The sequence below is a fragment of the Streptomyces sp. BE303 genome (assembly GCF_036290945.1).
In the GTDB taxonomy this organism is placed as follows: Bacteria; Actinomycetota; Actinomycetes; order Streptomycetales; family Streptomycetaceae; genus Kitasatospora.
Genome location: NZ_JAQYWZ010000383.1, coordinates 1 through 16,431, shown reverse-complemented (window position 1 = coordinate 16,431; position 16,431 = coordinate 1). Strand labels below are relative to the sequence as shown.

Genomic DNA, 16,431 nt, shown 5'->3' with positions numbered 1-16,431 from the left:
CCTCCCGTGTTCGTACCGTGTCTGCTTCGTGGCCGATTCGCCACCCTTCAGAACAGATGCCACGTCAAGTAGCCTGCGGCCATGCGCACCACGTCGTCGATCACCGTCGGCCGGGCAGCCGAGATCGGGCTGCTCGGCGATGTGCTGTCCGCCGCCCGGCAGCGGGCCGGCGGGGCGGTCTTCCTGCTCGGCGAGGCCGGTATCGGCAAGTCCAGGCTGGCCGGCGAATGCGCCTACCAGGCGTACGGGCTGGGCCTTCCGGTCCTGCGCGGACGAGGCAGTTCGACCGGCACGGTGACGCCCTTCCGCCCGCTGATCGAGGCGCTCTCCTCCCGGTTCCGGGCCGCCGGCCCGCCGGCCGACCCCGAACTCGCCCCGTACCGCCCGGCGCTCGCCCGGCTGGTGCCGGAGTGGCGCGACGGGGCGTCGGCGGCCGGCACGGGCGCCTACCCGGAGACGGTGGTCGAGCTGGCCGAGGCGCTGCTGCGGCTGCTCGCCGTGCTCGGCCGCGACCAGGGCTGTGTGCTGCTGCTGGAGGACCTGCACGACACCGACGCGGAGACCGTCGCCGTGCTGGAGTACCTCGTCGACAACCTGGACGGCCTGCCGGTGCTGCTGCTCGGCACGCTGCGCGCCGAACCGGGCCCCGCGCTGGACCTGGTCCGGACCGCCGAGCGCCGGCGCGCCGCCACCGTCGCCGAACTGCGCCCGCTGCCACCCGCCGAGGTCGCCGCGCTGGCCGCGGCGATCCTGGAGAGCGAGGTCGCCGACGTACCGGCGGCCGTCATCGACCAGTTGGCCGCTCGTGGCGACGGCTGCCCCTACCTGGTCGAGGAGTTGCTCGCCGACATGCTGGACTCCCGCGCGCTGCACCGCGGCGAGGACGGCCGCTGGACCCTGCCGGGCGGACCGCGGACCGGCGTGCCCAGCACCATCGTCCGCAGCTGGAGTCGCCGGATCGACCAACTCGACCCTCAGGTCCGAGAGTTACTGCTGACCGCCGCCACCCTGGGCAGCCGGTTCTCGGTGACCACCGTCCAGCTGATCACCGGGTACGACGACCGGACCCTCTTCAGCCACCTGCGCTCGGCGTCCGAGGCCAACATGATCGTGCCGGACAGCGCCGCCCCCGACCGCTACGCGTTCCGGCACGCCCTGACCGCCGACGCGGTGACCGCCGCCCTGGCCCCCGCCGAACGGGCCGCGCTGGCCCGCCGGGCGGCCCGGGCGATCGTCCGAACGGATCCGGAACTCGCCGACGAAAGACGCCAGTTGGTTGCCTCCCTGCTGCTCGCGGGTGGCGACCGGGCGGGCGCGGCGGTGCACTTCGCGGAGGCCGGACGGCGGATGCTGGAGGCGGGCGCGGCCAGCTCGGCGGTGATCCTGCTGGAACGCGCCCGCGAGCTCGCCGGGGACGCCGAACGGACCACCGTCACCGAACGGCTGCTGCCCGCACTCGCCGAGGCGGGCCAGCTGGACCGGGCATTCGAGCTGGCCCGGACGCTGCCCCCGGTCCACGCCGACCGGGGACCGGCCCGGACCCCCGCCGTCGAGCGCCGGATCGACCTCCACACCCGCCTCGCCTGGGCGGCGGTCATGGCCGAGCGCGGCCCGGACGCGGTGGCCCAGGTCGCCGCCGTACGCACGCTCTCGGCCGACCGCCCACGACCCGAGCAGGACGCCGCGCTCGCGGTCGTCGAGGGACACCTCGCCCTGCTGCCGGTCCACGACCCGCAGGACCGGACCGACACCGCCACCCGCCTCGCCGAGGCCGAACGACGCGCCCGCCAGGCCGCCGAGGTGGCCGAACGGGCCGGGCTGCCGGTGGTCGCCTGCCAGGCCTGGCAACTGCTCGCCCTGCTCGCCCGCGAACGCGGCTTCGACGCCGCCGACGCCTGCCTGGAACGCATGCTGGCCGTCGCCGAGGCCCACGCCCTGCCGGTCTGGCGGGTCGAGGCGCTGCTCCGGCTGGGGGCCAACGCCTTCATGCGCACGGGCGACGGTACCCGGCTGGAGCGGGCCCGCGAGGCCGCCGCCGGGCTCGGCGCGATCATGCTCACCCAGACGCTGGACGGACTGCTCGCGATGAACGCGGTGCTGCGCGGCGAGTGGGACACCGCCCGGGAGATCGTCGACCGGTGTCTGGACGCCACCGCCCGGCTGCGCAACCTCGCCGCCCACCGCTACCTGCTGCTCTGTTCCGCCACCCTGGCCGCGCACCGCGGCCGCGGCCGGGAGACGGAACGCGAACTGGCCCGGTTCCGGCAGGCCGGCGGCGAGGAGTCGTTCCTGATGCCACTGCGGTACGGGCTCTGCCGGGCCGTCGGCGCGCTGCTCGCCGAGGACCGGGCCGGGGCCACCGCCGAGCTGGCGGCCGGCCTGGTCTGGGAGCAGGAGCACCCCAGCGTCTTCTACCTGGCCGGCCGGCACGGCCTGCATCCGCTGCTGGAGGTGGCCGACGGCCGCTGGGGGCGGGCCGAGCTCGACCGGGCCGTGGCCTCGCCTGCCGCCGAACTCGCCTGGAACCGTCAGTTCCTGGGCTTCGCCGAGGCGGTCCTGCTGGGCCGTGAGGGCCGGCCGGCCGAGGCCACCCGTGCGGTCACGGAGGCCCGGCTGACCGCCGCACCGTTCCCGCTGGCCCACCACCTCGCCCTGCGGCTGACCGCGGAGGCCGCGCTGGCCGACGGATGGGGCGATCCGGTGACCTGGCTGCGCACCGCCGAGGAGTACTTCCACCAGGCGGAGGTGCAACCGGTCGCCGCCGCCTGCCGGACACTGCTGCGGCGGGCCGGCGCCAGTGTCGCCCAGCACCGGGGAGGCCGCGACGCCGTGCCGGCCCGGCTGCGCACCTGTGGGGTGACGGTCCGCGAGTACGAGGTCTTCGTCCTGCTCGCCGCCCGCCCGGGCAACCAGGAGCTGGCCCGGAAGCTGTCCATCTCCCCCCGCACGGTGGAGAAGCACATGGCCAACCTGCTGGCCAAGACCGGCCGCACCGACCGCGCCGGGCTCTGCGACCTGGCCTCCGAACTCTGCGGCGAGGGCTGACCCGGGCGCCCGGCGGAGCCTGTACCGGTGTCCGCGCGGGGCCGCACCCGGCGGGCTCCGCCCTCAGGACTCCCGGACCGGACCGCCGGCCGTCCCGGGCAGCCCCGCCGCTTCGGCCGGCGGCTCCGTGCCGGCCACCGCCACCGCCGCCGCCCCGGCGGGCTCCACCAGTCGGCGCGCGATCCACCACGCCGCCGCGCACAGGGCCGCCAGCGGCGCGAGCGCGACCCGCAGACCCACGTGATCGGCGAGCAGCCCGATCACCGGGCCGGCGACCCCGCCGACGCTGACGGCGAGGCCGAGGGTGACGCCACTGGCGGTCCCGATCCGGCTCGGGAGGTAGTCCTGGCCGAGCGTCACCTGGATCGAGAAGGGCACGTACAGGGCCAGCGAGACGACCGCCGCGAAGCCGTACAGCGCCGGCCCGGGCACCAGCAGCAGTCCGGCCACGGCCGGGACGGCGGCCGCGTACGCGCACCGGACGGTCCGCACCCGGCCCCAGCGCGAGGCGAGCCACCCGCCCAGGACGGTGCCGACCGCGCCGCCCGCGAACAGGGCGAACAGCGCCACCGTCCCGGCGCCGGAACTGCCGCCCGTCCCGCCGCCGAGCCGCTGCCGGGCGTAGAGGGCGACGAAGGCGCTCAACCCGACGAAGACCACCGACCGGCAGCCGACCACCGCCGAGAGCCGCAGGAACGCGGGCCAGTCGTCGTGCCCGCCACCGCGCGGGGCGGCGGACTGCGCGACGGCCGTCCGGGTGGCCAGGTTGCGGACCACCGGGCCGGTCAGCACGGCGGCGGCCAGCGCGGGCAGCACCAGCCAGGGCGTCGCACCGAGCCCGCCGGCCTCCAGTACCGGGCCGGTCAGCAGCGGGGCGAGAGCGAAGCCGATGTTGCCGCCGAGCGAGTACCAGCCCATCCGGGTGTGGCCCGTACCGCTCGCGGCCCGCGCCAGCCGAGCGGACTCGGGGTGGTAGGCGGCCACCCCGATCCCGGAGACCGCGACCGCCGCGCAGACCAGCGGGTAGGTCCCGAACAGCCCGGCCACGCCGACTCCGGCACCTGCCGTCACCGTCGCGGCCGGGATCAACCAGGGCATCGCCCAACGGTCCGTCAGCACGCCGAACAGCGGCTGCACGACGGACGAGAGCAACGTCGCGGCCAGCATGATCCCCGATGCGGCGAGGTAGCCCAGCCCGCGGCCGGCGACGAGGAAGGGGATCAGGGCGGGGACGACGCCCTGGTAGAAGTCGACGGCCGCATGGCCGGCGGCCAGCGCGGCGATCGGAGCGGCACCGCGGGGCCGGCCGGCCCCGCGGGTTCGGGCGGTTCGGGCGGTTCGGGACGAGGTCTGGGAGGTCACGAGCCGATCATCGGGGACCGGACCGGTGGCGTACTTCCGATAAAGTGCCGATCGATGCCGGATTCTCGCCAACCCCCGCCGCCCGACCAGACGCCCGACCAGACGCCCTGTCCGTCAACCGCCCCCTCACCCGACCGACCGCCCGGTCCCGACCGTGCGCAGCACGGCCCGACGGACCACCCGACCACCACGCGCCCGCTGTCGGCCGGCTCGGAGGTGGCCGCGCACCGGCACGAGGTGCACCAGATCGTGTACGCGGGCCGCGGCGTGCTCGCGGTGACCACGGACGCGGGCACCTGGGTGGCACCGGCGACGCGGGCCCTCTGGATCCCGGCCGGGACGCTCCACCGACACCGCGCGTACGGACGGACGGTGCTGCACACGGTCGGCCTGCCGCTGGACCGGAACCCGCTCGGGCTGACCCGCCCGGCCGTGCTGGCGGTGGGCCCGCTGCTGCGCGAGCTCCTGATCGCGTACAGCAGCCCCGGCACCGAACGGACCGAGGAGGGGCGGCGCGTGCTGGCCGTCCTGCTGGACCAACTGCGGCACGCCCCCGAGCAGCCGCTGCACCTGCCCGTGCCGCGCGACCCGCGGCTCGCCGCGGTCGGGGTCCTCCTCGACCGGGATCCGGCCGACCGGCGCACCCTCGCCGAGCTCGGCCGGGCCGCCGGGGCCGGGGCCCGCACCCTCAGCCGGCTCTGCCACGACGAACTGGGCATGACCTTCCCCCAGTGGCGCACCCAGCTGCGACTGCACCACGCGCTGAAGCTGCTGGCCGACGACCTGCCGGTCACGGCGGTGGCGCACCGTTGCGGCTGGGCGTCGGCCGGCGCCTTCATCGACGCCTTCCGCCGGGTCTTCGGCCACACCCCCGCCGCCCACCACCGCCGGACGGACTCACCGCGCTGACCGCCCCGCCGTAGCCGCTGCCGGCCCGGTGGCTCCGCTACCGGGCGAGGCGGGCGATCTCGCCGATCTCCAGTGCCGCGTACACCGCGCCGTCCGGGCCCACGACGATGCCGTGCGGCTCCGCGCCGGGCACCGGCAGCTCGTGGCTCCGGTAGTCGCCCCCGGGACCGAGCGAACCGATCCGGCCGGCGCCCCACTCGGTGAACCAGAGCCGGCCGTCCGGGTCGGCCGTGATGGCGTGCGGTCGGGCGGCCCGGTCGGGCAGCGGGTACTCCGTGACCTTGCCGTCGACCTCGATCCGGCCGACCAGCCCGGCGCCGATCCCGACGAACCAGAGCGCGCCGTCCGCACCGCTTGCGATGCCGACCGGCGCGGTGCCGGTGGTGGGCAGCGGATGGATCGTCACCTCGCCCTCGACCGTGATCCGGCCGACCGCGTCGGCCTGGTTGAGGGTGAACCAGAGCGCCCCGTCCGGGCCGGCGGCGATCATCGACGGGAAGGCTCCGGTGACGGGCAGCGGGTACTCCGTCACCTCGCCGTCCACGGTGATCCGGCCGATCCGGTCGGCGCTCAGCTCGGTGAACCAGAGCGCGCCGTCCGGGCCTGCCGTGATCCCGTACGGACCGGCGCCCTCGCCCGGCAGCGCGAAGGAGCGCTCGGTCCCGTCGGTGCCGATCCGTCCGATCCGGTGGTCGCGCATCCGCGTGAACCAGAGCGCGCCGTCCGGGCCGGCCGTGATCACCGACGGTCCGCACTCCGGCGCGCCCAGCCCGTACCCGGTCACCGTGCCGTCGGCCGCCAGCCGTCCGATCTCCCCGGCGTGCACCAGCGTGTACCAGATCGCTCCGTCCGGACCGACCGTCACGCCGTACGGACCGGCCTCACCGTCCGACACCTTGATGCGTTCGACCGTCATCAGCAGCCCCGCCCCTCTCTCGTGACACCTCGGCGGCTCCCCCGCACCCGGCACTCTCCACTACTCGGCACACGCACGGCAACCGGGTTCCGGGCGATCGGGCAGGACGGACGGGCAGGGCGGCCGCCCGGGCAACCGGGGCGGCCGGGAGGACGGCGCCCGGCCGCCTACTCCGGTACGGCCACCTCGGCGGGGGCCGTGCCGTTCCGCCGCCCGCCGCGCGCCCGGCGGTTCGGATCGCCCCGCAGGACGGAGACGACGCCCAGGACGGCGGCACAGATCGGCACCGCGAGCAGGGCGCCGAGGATGCCGGCGATCCCGGCGCCGGCCACCACCGCGACCATGATGGTGGCCGGGTGGAGTTCCACGGTGCGGCTCTGGATCAGCGGCTGGAGGACGTTGCCCTCGATGACCTGGACGGCGAGCACGATGCCGAGCGCCCAGAGCGCCGTCCCGAAGCCGCCTTCGGCGAGCGCCACCAGGACGGCGACCGCACCGGAGAGGAAGGCCCCGACGAAGGGGATGTAGGCGCCCATGAAGACCAGCGCACCGAGGCCGGGTGCACCGGGGACGCTCAGCACGAGAAGGCCGACGGTGATGAAGAAGGCGTCGATCAGGGCGATCAGGGTCGTGCCGCGCATGAACCCGGCCATCGCCTCGAAGGCCCGCTCGGCACAGGCGACGACCGTGTCGGCGGTGCGGCCGGGCAGGTAGGAGCGGATGGCGTCGCCGGTGCGGTGGCCGTCGCGGAGGAAGAAGAAGACCAGCGCGAGTGCCAGCACGGCTCCGGTGACGATCTGGGTGGCCAGGCCGAGCCCGGACAGCACGCCGTCGGTGACGGTCGAGAGCAGCGAGCTGGTCTCGCCCTGGGCGTTGTCGAGGGCGTGCCGGATCTTCTCGCCGAACGGGCCGAGCCATGCGGCGATCCGGTCGCCGGCCTCCTGGAGGGAGGCGGCGATCTGCGGTGCGCTGTGCACCAGGGAGTTGACCAGGAGGGCGATCACCCCGCCCACGGCGGCCACCAGCACCGCGCACGTGAGCCCGGAGGCGACCGAGCGGCTGACGCCGCGTCGGACCATCCAGGGCATCACGGGGTACAGCAGCGAGGTGCCGAGCAGCGCCAGGATGACCGGGACGGTGGCGGCGCGCAGTTCGACGAGGGCGTAGACCACCAGCGAGGCGACGGTGATGAGCAGGATGACCGCCACCGACCACGCGGCCGCGGCCCGGATCGGGGGCGGCAGCATCAGGTAGGGACGGCGGTGGTCCGTGGGCCTCGCTTCGAGGACGTCGACCGGCCCGCGCCGTTCGGTCGCGCGCCGTTCCGCCTGCGAGCCGTCGCCGGACGGGCCTTCCTTCCGCTCCCCCGGCTCCCCCGGCTGCGCCCCTGGTTTCCCCGGCTCCCCCGGCATCCGCGTCTCCGTCCGGTCGATCGGTCCAGGTCTGCCCCATCTCAGCAGATGATCCGATCAATTGCGCGTTTTGTTCCCTCTCGGGCGCGCCCGGGCCGGCCGTGGCGGTACCGGCCCGGACGCCCCTCCGTCACTCGTGGAACCTGAACGACCAGGTCTGCGCCTGGTCCTCGACGTCCAACGGCCGCAGCGCGGTGCGCGGCGGGAAGATCCGCAGCACGCTCAGGTCGAGCGCCAGTTCCTCACCGTCGACCGGGCCGCCGGGGAGGACGACGTGGAAGGAGTACGGCTCGGCGGCCTGGTAGAGCACCCACTCGAAGGGCTCGGCGGCACCGACGACCTGCTGGTTCACCTCCGGCCGGCCCTCCAGGCCGAGGAAGCTGCCGTGCCGGAGGTTCTTGACGACGACGTTCCCGTTGCTCTGCGCGGCCACCTCCCACTCCTGCTCGCCGGGCCCACCGGTCGGCGGGAGGACGACCACGAACTCCTTCGCTTCCTGGAGGGTGAGCAGTTGCTCCTCCGGCTTGCCGATGGCGTAGACGCCGTCCGGTACAGGTGCTGCCATTGTCGACTCCACTTCACGGGGCGGCGCCGCGTGCGGCGCCGCCGTCCGACGGGTGGGTCGATTCAAGCCAGGCCGGCCGCTCCGTGCACGGACCACCCGCCGCAGGCCACTCGAACGAGTCGGCCTCCCCGAACACCGGACCGACCGTCGAACGCCCGCCCCCTACTCCGGCTCCTCGAAGCGGACCGCCCCGCCCCCGCCCGCGAACGCCAGCACCCGCTCGGCCTCCGCCTCGGCCGCACGCCGGTCGGCCCGGGCCTGCGGCACGAACGGGCGGACCGTCACCACCCGCTCACCGGGCCGGTCCTCGGCCAGCCGCCAGCTCCCGGCGACGAGTCCGTCCACCAGCAGGGTGCCGAGCACGATGCCGTTCTGCGTCATCACCCGGCCCCGGTACTCCTCGGGCAGCACGCGGGTGCGGTCGGCGTGCGAGAGGAGCAGGTTGTCGAACGGCGCGACCAGCCGGACCGGCGCCGGGGTGCCCGGGTCGGGCCGGGGCGCGTCGGGCAGGTCGTGGAGCAACCGGCCGTGGACGTCGCGGAAGGTGACCAGACCGGGGGCGAGGCGCTTCAGCACCGGGGCGAGCCGGCTGAGGCCGCACCACTTCTGCAGGTCGGCGACGGTGGCCGGACCGAAGGCCGCCAGGTAGCGCAGGGCGAGGTCGTCGAGCGAGGGCGCAGGATCGAGCGGACGGCCCAGCCACTCCTCGGCGGTGGTGTGCGCGGCGGGGCCGCCACGGCCCCAGAGGCCGCGCGGCGGGACCTGCACCAGCGGCAGCAGGCAGCGCGCCGCCTGCGCCAGCGCGGCCGGGTCGCGGTCGGCGCGGGTGGCCGCCAGCTCGACGCCGAGCCGCTGGAACGTCCGGGGCTCCTCCTCCACCAGGGCGCGGGCCTCGGCGGCCAGCGCGTCGAGGTCGAGACCGTCCAGGCGCTTGCCGAAGGTGGCGCGCAGCCCCTGGTCCAGCACCGGCTGGAGCAACGGGCGCAGTGTGAGGCAGTCCTCCGCCGTGACCAGGTGGATGGTGCCGCGCTGGAGGGCGATCCGGACGGCCTGCCGCCCCTCGATCAGCTCGTCGAGCGCGTCCGGGGTGAAGCCGTCCAGCCGGGCGAGCAGCCCGAGGTAGGGCGGCTGCGGGACGGCCTGGGCCTGGAGGCCCCCGAGGTGCCCGATCATCGCGGCCGGGGTGGCGGCGGTACGGGTCAGCAGGTGCTGCCGGGCCAGCAGCGCGCGGCCGAGCGCTCTCGGCCCGAGGACCTCGCCGTCGTTCACCGGCGGCCGTCCAGGACGGAGCGCAGGACGGCGATCCGGTTGCTGGTGATCGAGTCGACACCTGCGGCGCGCAGCCTGCGCATGGTGCGGCGCAGGTCGGCGGTCCAGGTGGAGACGGCGAGCCCGGCGTGGTGCGCGGCCGCGGTGAACTCCGGGGTGGCCAGGCCGAACGGCGGGTTGAGGTAGTGCGGGCGCAGGTCGTCCAGCAGGGCGCGGACGGGCAGCCGGGGCTGCTTCCAGGTGAGCGCGATCTCCGCCCCGGGGGCGAGCGCGCGGACGGCGAGCATCGCGGTGGCCGGGCCGCAGAACGCGACCCGCTGCTCGGCGCCGAGCCCGGTGACGGCATCCCAGGCCGCCGCGGCGGGCGTCGGGTCGTCGAGGTCGATGAGCAGCCTGGCCGTCGGGGACGCCTCCGCGGCCTTGAGCGCCTCGGCGAGGGTGGGGACGGCGTACTGCCCGTCACCCAGGTCGTCGAGCTGCTCGGCGGTGACCCGGTCGAGTGCGCGCGGGTCACCCCAGAGCCGTTCCAGCGTCGCGTCGTGCAGCAGGACCGGGACGCGGTCCCTGGTGAGCCGGACGTCGACCTCGACGGCGTCGGCCCCGGCGGCGAGCGCCGACTCGATCGACGGGAGGGTGTTCTCGCGGTACCGGTACGGGTCGCCCCGGTGGGCGACGGCGAGCACCGGGCGGGGGGCGGAGCCCTGCGGGCGGGCTGAGTCGGTCATCGGTCCGTTCATCGGTTCACTCATCGGTGCGCGCATCAATTCGCTCATCGGGTCGATCATCAGGTCGATCATCGGGTCGGTGGTCGGGTCGGTCGTCGGCCGGTGGGAGGTGCGCGGTCGAGGGGTTCGCCGGGCCGGCGGGCACCGCGGACACTGCGGGCACCGGCCGGGTCGGCCGGGTGGTCAGCGGATCTTCCCCGCGAGCCACGGGGTGAGGACCGGCAGGGTGACGGCCTCGCGGTAGGCGGGTTCGCCCGGCACGGTGACGATCATGGTGCAGGCGGGCGGGAAGGCCCGCCGCTTGAGGTGGACCAGATCGGACCAGACCGAGTTCAGGAAGGCCGGCACGCTGTCGCGCGGGACGTCGAAGGCGATGTGGTCGACCGTCACCACGGCCTCGTCGTGGACGAAGAGCCGGACGGTGATCCCGGGCCGGCCCGGGATCTCCAGCAGGGCCTCGTGGGGTATCGCGGCCAGCTCGTCACCACCGCCGCCGGTGCCGACCAGACCGGCGAAGGTCCGGTCGTGTCCGATGTCGTGATCGGTGCTCACCGCACGGCCGTGCCGGGCGGCCATCGCCTCGATCGCGAAGACGGCGCTCTGGGTGGACGGCAGCGGGGGGTGGGACATCGGGCGATCCTCTCCTGACGGGTTCTCGGGTCGCGCTCAGCGCCGTTCGATCATCACATTGGTGGACTTGATGACGGCAGTGGCAGGCGCTCCGGGCACCAGCTCCAGCTCCTCCGCGGACTCCCGGCTGATCAGCGAGACCACCCGGAACGGCCCGGCCTGGATCTCCACCTGGGCGGCGACGTCGCCGAGCACGACGTCGGTGACGATGCCGGGAAAGCGGTTGCGCGCGGACAAGGCACGGCCTTCGGTGGCATTCTCCGGGCGGGCCAGCTCGCGGGCGAAGGCGGCCAGCTGGGCGCCGGGGACGATCCGGTGACCGTGCTCGTCACGCTCGGCGACGACCCGGCCGGCATCCACCCAGCGCCGCATGGTGTCGGCGCTCACGCCGAGCAGCGCCGCGGCCTCGCTGATGCGGTACGGGTTGACCGGTGCCCCGGGCTGGCCCATGGTGCGACTCCTGACGATCGTTCGGGTGCCGGTACGCGTGACGGCGGACGCGGTGCGGACACGGCGGGCCCTGGCCGGAGCCCCCGCGGCCATCCTGCCGTACCGGGTGCCCGCACGGCCAAGCGGCGCCCGGCCGGGCCACCGCCGGCGACGGCACGGCCGGTCCGGCCGGGTCCGACGACCGGCCCGCCCGCCCGACGGCCGGCCCGCCGGAGGGCGTCCGCCGCCCCTGCGTGCCTACGGCTCGCCGAAGAGGTCACGGCGGACGGCGTCACCGGCGGTGAGGACGGCGCCGCCGAGCACCGCGCCGCCGCCCGCCTCGCCGGCCCGGACCTCGGTGCGCAGCGGGGAGAGCATCGCGAGCCGGCGTTCCACCCGGGCGGCGAGCTCGGCGCCGCCGGCCCGGCCGATCTCGCCGCCGAGGACGACGCAGCCCGGGTCCAGGACGACGCAGACGGCCGAGGCCCCGACGGCGATCCGCTCGGCCAGCTCCTCCAGGAAGGGCCCGCCCGGCTGATCGTCACCGAGCGCGCGCAGGGCGGCCCGGACGGCGGCCTCGGCGGCGGAGGCGTCGTCGGCGGGGTCGGCGGGCAACCCGTGGGCGCGGGCCAGCGCGCAGACGGCCGCGCTGCCGGCCAGCCCGTGGAAGCCGCCCTCGCAGCTGGTCGCACTGGGCAGGCCGGTGGAGCCGGGAACGGGCAGGAAGCAGATCTCACCGGTGCCGCCGCTCGCCCCGCGGCGCAGCCTGCCGTCGAGGACGACGGCGGCGCCGACGCTGTGGCCGAGCCAGATGAGCACGAAGTCCTCCCGGTCGCGGGCGGCACCGGTCCGGTACTCGGCGCGGCCGGCCAGGTTGACCTCGTTCTCCAGGATCACGTCGGTGCCGGGGAGCGCCCGCAGGGCGGCGAGGAGTTCGGCGTGCCAGGCGGGCAGCTCGCCGGTGGACTGGAGGCGGCCGGTGGCGGGGTCGACCAGGCCGGGGGCGCCGACGGCGACGGTGTGCAGGTGGCCTGCGCCGGCCCGGGCGGCGGTGTCGAGCAGGGTGCGGACGATCCGGGCCGCGGTGTCGCGGTCGGCACTCGCACGGTCGGCGGCGGGGCGGTCGACGGCGGCGGGGCCGTCGGCCGCGGAGTCGCCGCCGGGCACGTCGACCGGGATGTCCGCGGAGGCGAGGACCTGTCCGGCGAGGTCGGCGACGACCAGCGAGACGCCGCCCTCGCGGACGTCGACGGCCGCGAGGTGCGCACGGGAGGCGACCAGCGCGTAGAGCCGGGCGTTCGGGCCGCGCCGCTGCTCGCCGCGCTCGCCGACCACGGCGACGAGCCCGGTGCGCTGCAACCGTTCGAGCAGGTCGGCGACGGTGGGCCGGGAGAGGCCGGTGAGGTCGCGCAGCTCGGTGGCGGTGAGGGGTCCCTGGTCGAGCAGCAGGTTGAGCGCCAACCGGTCGTTGATCGCCCGGGCGGTGCTCGGCGTGGCCGTACGCGCGGTGGTCATGGGCGGACATCCTTCCAGAGTGTTTCTATCAGGGTCCCTTCCTGATAATTTATCCCACGTCGCCGCCGCACACCGACGACCCCGCGCGGGCACCGGTCACAGGTACCGCTCGACGGGTACCACCTTCAGCAGCAGCCACCCACCAGGAACCACCACCTCAGGGCACCGCCGCGCCTCCGGCGCGGCCGGGAGGGAAGAAGCCGGATGACCAGCAACTCGACCGCAGGACCACCCCTCGACACACTGGACTCACCACGCCGGGCCAGGGCCTCCATCTCCCTCGTCTTCGCCGTGCACGGGGCCGTGAGCGGCACGTTCGTCAGCCGGATCCCGTGGATCCAGGACCGTCTCGACCTCTCCCCCGGCCAGCTGGGCCTGGCCCTGGTGATGCCCGCGATCGGCTCGTCCCTCGCGATGCCGCTGGCCGGGCGGTTCGTCCACCGCTACGGCGGCCGGGCGGCGGTCCGCGGGCTGCTCTCGCTCTGGTGCCTGGCCCTGATCCTGCCGCCCCTCGCCCCCTCGCTGCCGCTCCTCTGCCCGGCCCTCCTGCTCTACGGGGCCAGCGCCGGCATGGCCGACGTAGCGATGAACGCCCAGGGCGTGGAGATCGAACAGCGGCTCGGCCGCTCGATCATGTCCGGACTGCACGGGATGTGGAGCGCCGGCGGGCTGCTGGCCGCCGGGTTCGGCATCGTCGCCGCCCACCAGGACCTCGACGCGCGCCTCCAGCTCGCCGTCACCGCGCTCGTCCTGCTGGCCGTCAGCCAGCCGGTCTGCCGCGCGCTGCCCGACCTGCGGGCGCCGGACGGGGCCGAGGAGCCGCCGCGGTTCGCACTGCCGCCGCGCAGCTCGCTGGTGATCGGACTGGTCGGCTTCTGCGCGGTGTTCGCCGAGGGCGCGTCGATGGACTGGAGCGGCGTCTACCTCCGGGACGTCACCGGCGCCTCGTCGACCGTGGCCGCCGCCGCGTACACCGCCTTCTCCCTCACCATGGCCGTCAGCCGGCTCGCGGGCGACGCGGCGATCCGCCGGCTCGGCGCCGTCCGGGCCACCAGGCTCAGCGGGGCGATCGCCACCGCCGGCGGCCTGCTGGTCGTCGTCGCCGACAGCCCCGCCCTGGCCATCCCCGGCTTCGCGCTGATCGGGGTCGGCGTCGCGGTGGTGGTGCCGCTGGCCTTCGCCGCGGCCGGCCGGATCGGCACCAACCCGAGCCAGGCCATCGCCGGCGTCGCCACCGTCACCTACACCTCCGGGCTGATCGCGCCCGCGATCGTCGGCGGGCTGGCGCAGGCCACCTCGCTCACCGTCTCGTTCGGGGTCGTCACCGCGCTCTCCGTCGCCCTGTTCCTCAGCGCGGGCGCCCTGCGCCGGGCCGAGCCCGACCGGGCGCCGGCCACCACCCCGAAGCCCGCTCCGGAGCGCACCCCGCACCCCGCACCGGCCGCCGTCCCGGGCCGGACCGGCCGCACCGGAACCGGGCAGCGGCAGGACGGCTGAACACCCTGCCGGCACCGTCCTCCGGCGCGCACCACCCGACCCCCGCAACGCCCCGGCCGCAGCCACCCCGCGGCCGGGGCGCACGCGTTCGCGCCCTCCGCCGCTCCCCCGCACGCCCCGCCCGCACACCCTCGGCCACCGAACCCGGCTACTTCTCAGGGTTCATGAACTTTCCTCAGGTGCCGCACAACCCTTTCGAATGATCCTCAGTCGAACCCTGCGAACCGGTCGGGGGGACCGGGTACATCCGACCACCCGCCCTTCACTCCCGGCGCTCCGTGGCGAGCACGGACCGCCGTGTCCCAGGTATGTCCATATTCGAACACGCCGTGAGGACCCCATGACCCGTCGCACCATCGTGAAGCGTCGTCCCGGCTCGGCCTCCGCAGCCGCCGTCCTCGCCCTCGTCACGACCGCCGTACTACGGGGTGCGCACCTACCGGGAGTTCGTCGACGTCCACAGCGGGCTCGCCCTCGACGTGGCCGAGGTCTCCTTCGACCCCGGGCCCCGGCCATCCAGTGGCCACGCAGCACCGTCGTCAACCAGTTCTTCTTCGTCTGGAAGGACGGCAGCACCCCGCTCTGAAACCGGTGAACCGCGCCGGGGCGGGGCGGGTCCGCCGCCCCGCCCCGCACCGGTCCCCTCCGGTACCGCGACCACCCGACCCGACCCACCGTCAGGAGAAGACCGTGAGCACTCCCACCGCACTCGCCCGGCGGGCCGGCTCCACCGCCGCCTGCCTCGCCCTCGCCGTCGGACTGGCCGTCACCGCCCCGTCCTCGCCCGCGCACGCCGCGGACTCCGCGCACTTCCAGCTCGGGAACCTCGCCGTCGGCAAGTGCCTGGAGGTCGCCGACTGGCGCACCGACGACGGCGCCCCGGTCCGGACGTGGACCTGCACCGGCGGCGACAACCAGAAGTGGTACTGGACCGACCGCGACGAGCTGGTGAACGTCCACAGCGGCAAGTGCCTGGAGATCCCCGGATACAGCACCACCTGGGGCACCCCGGGCGGCCAGTGGAGTTGCAACCGGGGACGCAACCAGGCCTGGAGCGACGCCAACCGGCTCCACAGCGGCAGCCGCACTATCGTCAACCTGAACAGCGGCCTCAACCTCGACGTCTCGGGCTCCGACCCGGCCGACGGCACGCCCGTCATCCAGTGGGGTCCGACCGGCGGTTACAACCAGGTCTGGGCGCCCTCGCCGTTCCCGCCCGGCCCGCACCACTGACCCCGGAGCCGTCCGGGCCGTCCTCCCCCGTTCGCGAACCCACCCCACCGCAGGAGGAACCATGGGCACCGCCCGCCGTACGCTCGCCGTCCGCCTCGGCCCCGCCGCCGTCCTCGCCTGTGCGCTCGCACTGGCGGTACCGGCGCCGGCCGGGGCCGCCGACAGCACCCCGTTCGAGATCAACAGCGCCGCCACCGGCAAGTGCCTGGAGGTCGCGGACTGGCGCACCGACGACGGCGCACCCGTCCGCCAGTGGACCTGCACCGGCGGCGACAACCAGAAGTGGGTCCGGACCGACCGCGGCGAGTTCGTCAACGTCCGCAGCGGCAAGTGCCTGGAGATCCCCGGATACAGCACCACCTGGGGCACCCGGGCCGGCCAGTGGACCTGCAACGGCGGGCTCAACCAGACCTGGACCGAGACCGTCGTCCACCACAGCGGGATCCGCACCCTGACCAACGGTCACAGCGGTCTCCTGCTCGACCTCACCGGCTCCAGCGCCGACGACGGCACCCCCGTGGCCCAGTGGGGGAAGAACAACGGCCTCAACCAGGTCTGGTTCTACTCGCCGTGGCCGGCCGGCAGCGTCCGCTAGACAACCCCAGCACCCCGTCTCGACAGCGAAGGGACCACCCCATGCGCGCACCCCTCGGCAGCCGGCTCGCCTCCGGCGCCGCCGTCCTCGCCCTCGCGTCCGGCCTCGCCGTGACCGGGTCGGCCTCGGCGGCCGCCTCGGAGCAGATCCCGCGCTACACCCCCTACTTCGAGCTCTTCAACCACTCGACCGGCAAGTGCCTGGAGGTCTCCGACTGGCGCAGGGACGCGGGTGCGCCCGTCCGCCAGTGGACCTGCACGGGCGGGGCCAACCAGCAGTGGGCGGCCAACAGCAACGGGTTCCTGGTCAACCGGAACAGCGGGCTGTGC

Annotated in this window: 15 protein-coding genes; 6 read left to right on the top strand and 9 right to left on the bottom strand. The window is 75.3% G+C overall.

Annotated elements, in window-relative coordinates:
* Positions 1-81: 81 nt before the first annotated feature.
* The gene (locus PUR56_RS06510) at positions 82-3,045 is read left to right on the top strand and encodes a helix-turn-helix transcriptional regulator (protein ID WP_329948196.1); all 2,964 of its coding nucleotides are present in this window, start codon (positions 82-84) and stop codon (positions 3,043-3,045) included.
* Positions 3,046-3,108: 63 nt separating this feature from the next.
* Here PUR56_RS06510 and PUR56_RS06505 read toward each other — a convergent pair whose 3' ends face one another.
* On the bottom strand, positions 3,109-4,320 hold the full coding sequence (locus PUR56_RS06505) for an MFS transporter (protein WP_443034446.1): 1,212 nt from the start codon (positions 4,318-4,320) through the stop codon (positions 3,109-3,111).
* A gap of 141 nt (positions 4,321-4,461) precedes the next feature.
* Here PUR56_RS06505 and PUR56_RS06500 point away from each other — a divergent pair, with 141 nt between their 5' ends.
* Complete coding sequence (locus PUR56_RS06500; protein ID WP_329948195.1) at positions 4,462-5,316, top strand: AraC family transcriptional regulator; 855 nt, start codon at positions 4,462-4,464, stop codon at positions 5,314-5,316.
* A 37-nt stretch (positions 5,317-5,353) separates the two neighbouring features.
* Here PUR56_RS06500 and PUR56_RS06495 read toward each other — a convergent pair whose 3' ends face one another.
* The 8 genes from PUR56_RS06495 to PUR56_RS06460 form a co-directional block, all read right to left on the bottom strand.
* Positions 5,354-6,232 (bottom strand): Vgb family protein, encoded by an 879-nt coding sequence (locus tag PUR56_RS06495; RefSeq protein WP_329948194.1) that lies wholly within the window; start codon positions 6,230-6,232, stop codon positions 5,354-5,356.
* A 167-nt stretch (positions 6,233-6,399) separates the two neighbouring features.
* Positions 6,400-7,644 (bottom strand): AI-2E family transporter, encoded by a 1,245-nt coding sequence (locus PUR56_RS06490; RefSeq protein ID WP_329882426.1) that lies wholly within the window; start codon positions 7,642-7,644, stop codon positions 6,400-6,402.
* Between the two features lie 130 nt (positions 7,645-7,774).
* A complete protein-coding gene (locus PUR56_RS06485; RefSeq protein ID WP_329882427.1) occupies positions 7,775-8,209 on the bottom strand; it encodes a hypothetical protein in 435 nt (144 codons plus the stop codon).
* 162 nt (positions 8,210-8,371) lie between these two features.
* The gene (locus PUR56_RS06480; RefSeq protein ID WP_329948193.1) at positions 8,372-9,478 is read right to left on the bottom strand and encodes a winged helix DNA-binding domain-containing protein; all 1,107 of its coding nucleotides are present in this window, start codon (positions 9,476-9,478) and stop codon (positions 8,372-8,374) included.
* Positions 9,475-10,203 (bottom strand): glycerophosphodiester phosphodiesterase, encoded by a 729-nt coding sequence (locus PUR56_RS06475; RefSeq protein ID WP_329948192.1) that lies wholly within the window; start codon positions 10,201-10,203, stop codon positions 9,475-9,477. Before PUR56_RS06475 ends, PUR56_RS06480 begins: the two co-directional genes overlap by 4 nt.
* Positions 10,204-10,386: 183 nt before the next feature.
* On the bottom strand, positions 10,387-10,833 hold the full coding sequence (locus tag PUR56_RS06470; protein ID WP_329948191.1) for a hypothetical protein: 447 nt from the start codon (positions 10,831-10,833) through the stop codon (positions 10,387-10,389).
* 36 nt (positions 10,834-10,869) lie between these two features.
* Positions 10,870-11,283, bottom strand: a complete 414-nt coding sequence (locus PUR56_RS06465; RefSeq protein ID WP_329948190.1) for a TOBE domain-containing protein — start codon at positions 11,281-11,283, stop codon at positions 10,870-10,872.
* A 237-nt stretch (positions 11,284-11,520) separates the two neighbouring features.
* Positions 11,521-12,777: an ROK family transcriptional regulator gene (locus PUR56_RS06460; RefSeq protein ID WP_329948189.1), complete on the bottom strand. Its 1,257-nt coding sequence runs from the start codon at positions 12,775-12,777 to the stop codon at positions 11,521-11,523.
* A gap of 204 nt (positions 12,778-12,981) precedes the next feature.
* Here PUR56_RS06460 and PUR56_RS06455 point away from each other — a divergent pair, with 204 nt between their 5' ends.
* From PUR56_RS06455 to PUR56_RS06440, 4 genes are all read left to right on the top strand, one after another.
* On the top strand, positions 12,982-14,274 hold the full coding sequence (locus PUR56_RS06455) for an MFS transporter (RefSeq protein WP_329948188.1): 1,293 nt from the start codon (positions 12,982-12,984) through the stop codon (positions 14,272-14,274).
* Positions 14,275-14,964: 690 nt separating this feature from the next.
* The gene (locus PUR56_RS06450; RefSeq protein ID WP_329882435.1) at positions 14,965-15,507 is read left to right on the top strand and encodes an RICIN domain-containing protein; all 543 of its coding nucleotides are present in this window, start codon (positions 14,965-14,967) and stop codon (positions 15,505-15,507) included.
* Between the two features lie 61 nt (positions 15,508-15,568).
* Complete coding sequence (locus PUR56_RS06445; RefSeq protein ID WP_329948187.1) at positions 15,569-16,102, top strand: RICIN domain-containing protein; 534 nt, start codon at positions 15,569-15,571, stop codon at positions 16,100-16,102.
* Between the two features lie 41 nt (positions 16,103-16,143).
* On the top strand, positions 16,144-16,431 hold a 288-nt coding region (locus PUR56_RS06440; protein ID WP_329948186.1), incomplete at its 3' end, for an RICIN domain-containing protein.

What these genes read in the sequence shown, in the direction of transcription:
- PUR56_RS06510 (WP_329948196.1), top strand. Translation starts at nt 82, where the DNA reads ATGCGCACCACGTCGTCGATCACCGTCGGCCGGGCAGCCGAGATCGGG.
- PUR56_RS06500 (WP_329948195.1), top strand. Translation starts at nt 4,462, where the DNA reads ATGCCGGATTCTCGCCAACCCCCGCCGCCCGACCAGACGCCCGACCAG.
- PUR56_RS06495 (WP_329948194.1), bottom strand. Translation starts at nt 6,232, where the DNA reads ATGACGGTCGAACGCATCAAGGTGTCGGACGGTGAGGCCGGTCCGTAC.
- PUR56_RS06490 (WP_329882426.1), bottom strand. Translation starts at nt 7,644, where the DNA reads ATGCCGGGGGAGCCGGGGAAACCAGGGGCGCAGCCGGGGGAGCCGGGG.
- PUR56_RS06485 (WP_329882427.1), bottom strand. Translation starts at nt 8,209, where the DNA reads ATGGCAGCACCTGTACCGGACGGCGTCTACGCCATCGGCAAGCCGGAG.
- PUR56_RS06475 (WP_329948192.1), bottom strand. Translation starts at nt 10,203, where the DNA reads ATGACCGACTCAGCCCGCCCGCAGGGCTCCGCCCCCCGCCCGGTGCTC.
- PUR56_RS06470 (WP_329948191.1), bottom strand. Translation starts at nt 10,833, where the DNA reads ATGTCCCACCCCCCGCTGCCGTCCACCCAGAGCGCCGTCTTCGCGATC.
- PUR56_RS06465 (WP_329948190.1), bottom strand. Translation starts at nt 11,283, where the DNA reads ATGGGCCAGCCCGGGGCACCGGTCAACCCGTACCGCATCAGCGAGGCC.
- PUR56_RS06460 (WP_329948189.1), bottom strand. Translation starts at nt 12,777, where the DNA reads ATGACCACCGCGCGTACGGCCACGCCGAGCACCGCCCGGGCGATCAAC.
- PUR56_RS06455 (WP_329948188.1), top strand. Translation starts at nt 12,982, where the DNA reads ATGACCAGCAACTCGACCGCAGGACCACCCCTCGACACACTGGACTCA.
- PUR56_RS06445 (WP_329948187.1), top strand. Translation starts at nt 15,569, where the DNA reads ATGGGCACCGCCCGCCGTACGCTCGCCGTCCGCCTCGGCCCCGCCGCC.